Source organism: Flavobacterium sp. Leaf82 (assembly GCF_001422725.1).
Lineage (GTDB): Bacteria > Bacteroidota > Bacteroidia > Flavobacteriales > Flavobacteriaceae > Flavobacterium.
Genome location: NZ_LMMA01000017.1, coordinates 21580 through 27675, shown reverse-complemented (window position 1 = coordinate 27675; position 6096 = coordinate 21580). Strand labels below are relative to the sequence as shown.

Sequence of the window (6096 nt, the reverse complement as noted above, 5' to 3'; positions counted from 1 at the left end):
CTTGGTGGTCAATTTGCTCCGGAATTAGGTGGTCAGTTTGCTCCGGAACGGGTGGTCAATTTAGTCCGGAATTAGGTGGTCAAATTGACCGGTTTTTCCAGTATGGGTATTATTATCCGTTTGCGCAAATACCAGTATCTTAATATCTGATGTATGAAAGGTCAGTGAGCCGTGCGCCTGAGCGTCATTCCCGATATAGACATTGAGCCCGATGCGCCCGAAGAGCTGTACTAAAGTTCCTTTTTTCAGCCACTGTGCCAGTCCTGCGCTCATCCAATACGAACAGTCGATATAGGTTACAATTTTTTTAGTTTCGGTGCTTCCTTTGGGTTTATAGCTGTCGTTGACTGCTATGGAGAAGTTTACCACCTCACGGTTTTCTTTTACTTTAAAAACTGAGGCATCTTTTACAATTCGTCCTGTGATTTCCATGACATAAAATTTTTAGTGAATACTTATCTTTTGTTTTTCTTCCCCCGTACCTGCGCAAATGAAATTTTTCAAAAGAAAAAACGGGAAAAAAGAAAGCAGAAGACCAGTGTCCGGATACCGAGCCGGAGTGCTATAAGTCCCGAAGGGCGGCGAAGAGCCGTTATGCGCATGCAGGTAAGGGCGGGCACTACTTTGGCTGCCCTTTTAACCCGTTTTGAATTGAAATATTTTATCTAATTAATTGAAAATGAGTAATTATACGCAGTGAAAAATAAATGTAAAGCTGTAGATTTGAGGGTGTTTTTAACTGAAAATCAATCTTTTAACCAATGTTGGAATTATGGAGACGATCAAATATTTAAAATCAGAAACAGCTAAAGTCTACAAGGCAAGCGACGGACAGGATGTTCTTATTGAACTGCTTTGGGGAGACCGTGTTGAAATCTTGGACCCTATCCCTCAGAATGGTCTTTTGAAAGTGCACAGCAGATGGGCACCATCGGGTTATATTGATCCTAAATATCTAGGGGACAAACCGCTTCTGGAACTCTATTTTATTGATGTTGGACAGGGAGATGGGATACTGATCGTAACCCCGGAGCGAAAACATATCTTAATTGACGGGGGCTATACCCGTAAGATGCAGCCGCATGGTAAAAGCGCGGCTGATTTTGTAGATTGGAAGTTTGCGGTGGATTATAAGCAGCAGAAGATCGTAATTGATGAAATGATCTGCAGCCATAGCGATGCAGACCATTACGGCGGCTTATGGGACCTTATCAATGCCGCGGAAAATACAGAACTGGATTGTACTAGTGTTGAAATTAAGAATTTTTATCATGCCGGCGCGGGATGGTGGAAAAAAAATGGAGAGAGAAGCTTGGGAAAAATAGAGAATGGTTATATTAAGTCCCTGCTGGATGACAGGGATTCCATTATTCAGGGGCTTAGTGGAGAGGAATATATACTGCAAGGTGAATGGGCGGAGTTTATGAAATGTATCAAAGAGACCCAAGCACCCTGCAAAAGACTTTCCTACAACCCTAAAAAGAACTTTGATTACCTGCCGGGTTACGAAACCGACAATCCTTTGGCCATTAAAATACTCGGACCCATCGAGACTACTGTTCAGGGCAAACCAGCGCTTAAAGATTTTAAAACCCCTTCCCAGAACACTAATGGAAATTCGGTGCTGCTGCGTTTGGATTACGGCAGGAGCAGGATCCTGCTTACAGGCGACCTGAACCAGAAAAGCCAGCAGTATATTGTGGAAGCACTTGCCGGCAGCACCCAGGAGCTGGCGGCCGATGTGGTTAAGTCCTGCCACCATGGAAGCGATGACTGCTCCTATAATTTTCTTCAGTATGTTCAGGCGGCGGCTACCATTATTTCATCAGGCGACGATGAAACACATGCCCATCCAAGACCAAATATAGTTGGCGCATCAGGCGCTACAGGATTTAGAAAAATTTCAGGCGACAAGTTACTCACACCAATGATCTACAGTACAGAGATTTCCAGAAGCCTTAAAATAGGCAATCCATATAAAGTCAGTTATAAAGATTATCAGCATCAGGGCAGTATTTTTGATATAAGTCTTTTGGATGAGAAGAAAATACAAGTTTCCTATAAACAGACTAAATCGGGAGGGCTTAACGCAGAGGACAAAACTACAGCTCTCTCCAAACTGCGTGTGGCAGACAAATTTGTTTATGGATTGGTGAATGTGCGCACGGATGGTAATAAAATATTGTGTGCTGTTTTAAACGAAGGCAACAGCAGCTGGGAAATTAAGACTTTTGAATCAAGATTTTAGTCTGCAAATCAATGGGATACCAAAGGATTAATGAAGGAACATCGCCAAATCAGCGGTGTTTCTTTTTATCTTAACTAAAAAACTTAGGTGCAGTAATAAAATTTAGGCAGACGCATTTTTTTTCCCTGACAAGGGTATCTGTTCTAAAATGTGCGTATAATAGCTTCGAACCTAAACTCGGCAGTACTTAATTTTGCTGACTTTGTAATTCTCAAAAATGCCAGGTGCCACGATTTTGCCATAAACTTAGAATGATTAAATATCGTTAAAAACCGCGTTAGCTTTTTGTAGCAAAATTGAAGGCAATTCCAATCAAATTTATCCTGTAATTTTTTCACGATGCTGCTTGCCCCAGGAATGCATGACGGTGATCAATTCAGATAGTGTATCACTGTAAGGTGTCAGCTCATACTCAACCGTTATTGGGCTTGTATCGCGTACAGTGCGTGTAACTAGACCATTCATTTCCATTTCTTTTAATTCTTTGGATAATATCCGTGAAGATATTCCAGCTTCTCTCGATAGTTCCCTGAATTTTAGTTTTCCTCCTCTCAATATAGAAATGAGAACAAGTTTCCATTTTCCGCCTACTACATGTAATGTATCCTGAAGCGTGAGTATAGCAATTTTACATTCCCGATCTGTTGCAGGTATTAAACAGTGATTCTTTTTTGCCATGATATTCTTTTTGTTACCGGTATCCTAAATGTAACTCAATACAAAATTAGTGAATTTCCCAGTAGCTTTGCCAATAGAAAATCGAGTATAATTTATAATCTATTAAATACAAAATGATATGACAGCAATCATTAATGAAGAGAACAAGATCAATGCAGAGAACGTATTCCATAAGCATCTTTCGATGTTTACAGACGGCATGAGTAAACAAGACTATGCTAATTTGTTTACAGAAGATGCCGTACAAGAATATCCATATGCGCCGGCGCCTTTTGCTACAAAGATAGAAGGCCGTGAGGAAATTGCAGCGTACATAGAAAATGTAGTAAAGGGAGCCACCAATTGGAACTTCACTGATTTTAACTTCAGTGCAACTTACAACCCTGATGTTTTTTATGTTGAGTTTCAAGGAAGCGCTTTGGCTACTTCAACTGGCAAAGCATACAATCAATTGTTCATCGCCCGTATAACAATGAGCGGTAATAAGATAGCTAATTTTAAGGAGTATTGGAATCCAGCTTGGATCTTAGATGCTTTTGTATAACAATTGACCTGATAGTTATAATAAAAAAAGACATTTACATTTATTGTAAGTGTCTTTTTTATATATCATGAAATATTATTTTTAAACACATGAGCAATGAGATAATAGAAAGATAGCTCAAGATTTCTCTGAAGTTTTTGTCGTTATAGTGGCTCTGCCATTCGAACCTCGATAAGGAAAGAGTTTGACTTTAAGGAATTAAGGAGCACCTGAAAAGTTGCGCACCACGATTCTGCCACAAAACTTAGGCTGGTGAAATATCTCGAAAAAACTGCCATACTTTTTTGTGGCAAAAAAGGTATCCACTCCAGGACAAAAGTGCCACGATTCTGCCATAGAAATTTAGGGCGGTTTTAAAAAAATTGAAAAGCAGTATAAAAGAAAAAAACCTGCGAATCCTAGGATTTGCAGGTTTTACCACGTTTTTTGCGGGTTTTTGAAAAGATTGAAAAAGTGACTTTTTTACTTTTTTTACCCTTTTTGTGGGGAGAGCAGGATTCGAACTTTATGTGTTTAGACCCCGTCTTTGCTACGTATTTATAAATGTCTCGAACCTAATGCACCGATTCTGCACCCAAATTCAATTTTACTATTTCAATAAATCATGCACAAAAATAAAAACACTAACGAATAACTGACAGCAGTATTATTCTTTTTTGTATTACAAATATACCAAAAATACTTAATATTTACGGTTAAATAGAATTGTCACTTACACAGATTTTTCAGATTGAACTTTTCGTTAAACATATTTACAGTTTTAAATATGATTACATTATTTCTAGATTTGAAAACGAAAACTCATGAGGAAAATATATATATATTAAAGTTCTTTTTTAGAGATTGGGTAATTTGTATATCTTGTCGGGGGACAGGAACAGGACAAATTTCTATAAAATTTATCGAAGATTTGAAGAGATTGGCTTACTGGATGTAGGACCTGTCTTAAGATGGCTTCAACAATTTGGTTTAGATGTCCTGTTGGGGATTGATGAAAAAATGTATAGTTTTATATATGATTTTACCATAAATTGCAATCTTATAATTTTAATTTATTTAAAGTAAAATGAGACAGCCCTTAATTTTTTATAAAAAAAGATATCAGCTCCATATCTTTAAAGTTTTGAGCTGGCAATAAAATGTTAAGCAGAATCTCTTTTACAATCGACTATTATTATTGTATCGCATAGTAATTATATAAAAAGCCCTGAAATTTCAGGGCTTTTTATATAATTGTAATTTATTTTCAGCAAATTACATTTTTGGAAGCAGTACTGTGTCCACTACATGTATAACACCATTAGATTGATTTACATCTGAAATTGTAACTTTAGCCTTATTGCCGCTTTCGTCGCTAATGTACAAATCTTTTCCATCCATCCAGGCAGTTAGAGTTCCGCCGCTCACTGTTTTTAAAGCAGCTTTTCCTTTACCAGCTTTTATTGCTTTTGCAATATCAGAACTATTCATTTTACCGGCCACTACATGATATGTCAATATGGTTTGTAATGATTTAATATTCTCAGGTTTCAATAATGTTTCAACAGTTCCAGCCGGCAATTTACTAAATGCTTCATTTGTTGGTGCAAAAACAGTAAATGGCCCTTTACCTTGTAAAGTTTCAACTAATCCTGCTGCTTTTACTGCTGCTACCAAGGTGGTATGATCCTTTGAGTTTACCGCATTTTCTATAATATTTTTATTAGGATACATAGCAGCTCCACCAACCATTACAGTTTTTTGTGCAAATGATGTAAATCCAAATCCTAATGCCAGGATTGCGGCTGCTAAAAATTTTCTAGTTTTCATAATTACTTTTTTTAAGTTATAAAGTCATTTACGCTTTAATATTCTTTTTGGTTTTAAAAGAAGTCAAAAAATAAAGTAAAATAAAATCGGACTAAGTAAAAGGTATTATGGATGAGTATTTTGAAGTAATATTTTTTGTGCAATTTACTTTTGTCAAAATAATTTCGCTGTTGTATTCAAAATCAAAGCAAACATGTAATGTATAGCCTAAATTTCTTCTTCTTTATCTTTGGTACTCCAAGTTTTCAATTAAGTAATTTTAATCAATTGATTATAAACTTTAAAAATCAAATGTTATTCTTTTAGCCCTTTTAAGTACTTAAAAGCTGGAATTCTTGAAATAAAGAATTGTGGCCTGGATTTTTTATCAATTTATAAAATAGAAATTCTTCCCATCTTTTAGATTATATCTATTGGTTTAAGATTTAATGTATTATCAATTCTCTCATAACTGTAAAAGTACTATTTTTGTTTAATGGTATTTAATAACTGTTAAACAAAATGTATGATAAAGTCAATCATTGTAAAAATCGATAATGGTGTATTGAATGAAATTCAGATCGATAGAATTATAGAAATGGCATGGGAAGACCGAACACCTTTTGATGCAATAAAATTTCAATTTCATCTTTCAGAAGCCGATGTGAAAGCTTTAATGAAAAAAGAGCTAAAATTCAGCAGTTATAAATTATGGCGCATTCGCGTTGAAAATTGTAAAACAAAACACGTTGCAAAGAGAGCCGAAACAATAGACAGATTTAAATGTAACAGGCAAAGAGCAATTTCAAATAATAAAATATCTAAGCGTTAATAAAAA

At 36.1% G+C, this 6096-nt stretch carries 6 protein-coding genes; 3 read left to right on the top strand and 3 right to left on the bottom strand.

All coding sequences use genetic code 11. The features are described from left to right. Nucleotides 1–60 precede the first annotated feature (60 nt). A complete protein-coding gene (locus ASF10_RS12110) occupies nt 61–432 on the bottom strand; it encodes a single-stranded DNA-binding protein (protein WP_056249472.1) in 372 nt (123 codons plus the stop codon). 340 nt (nt 433–772) lie between these two features. On the opposite strand from ASF10_RS12110, the gene ASF10_RS12105 reads away from it, so the two are divergent. Further along, on the top strand, nt 773–2248 hold the full coding sequence (locus tag ASF10_RS12105; RefSeq protein WP_056249469.1) for a ComEC/Rec2 family competence protein: 1476 nt from the start codon (nt 773–775) through the stop codon (nt 2246–2248). A 318-nt stretch (nt 2249–2566) separates the two neighbouring features. Here ASF10_RS12105 and ASF10_RS12100 read toward each other — a convergent pair whose 3' ends face one another. After that, nucleotides 2567–2926 (bottom strand): winged helix-turn-helix transcriptional regulator, encoded by a 360-nt coding sequence (locus ASF10_RS12100; RefSeq protein WP_056249465.1) that lies wholly within the window; start codon nt 2924–2926, stop codon nt 2567–2569. 118 nt (nt 2927–3044) lie between these two features. Between ASF10_RS12100 and ASF10_RS12095 the strand changes: the two genes are divergently transcribed. After that, on the top strand, nt 3045–3470 hold the full coding sequence (locus ASF10_RS12095; protein WP_056249463.1) for a nuclear transport factor 2 family protein: 426 nt from the start codon (nt 3045–3047) through the stop codon (nt 3468–3470). A gap of 1254 nt (nt 3471–4724) precedes the next feature. On the opposite strand, the gene ASF10_RS12090 is transcribed toward ASF10_RS12095, so the two are convergent. After that, nucleotides 4725–5279 carry a fasciclin domain-containing protein gene (locus ASF10_RS12090; protein ID WP_056249461.1) on the bottom strand — a complete coding sequence of 185 codons (555 nt, stop codon included), beginning with the start codon at nt 5277–5279 and terminating at the stop codon, nt 4725–4727. A 505-nt stretch (nt 5280–5784) separates the two neighbouring features. Here ASF10_RS12090 and ASF10_RS12085 point away from each other — a divergent pair. Beyond that, entirely contained in the window at nt 5785–6090 is a 306-nt protein-coding gene (locus ASF10_RS12085) for a TIGR03643 family protein (RefSeq protein ID WP_056249458.1), read from the top strand. Nucleotides 6091–6096: the final 6 nt, after the last annotated feature.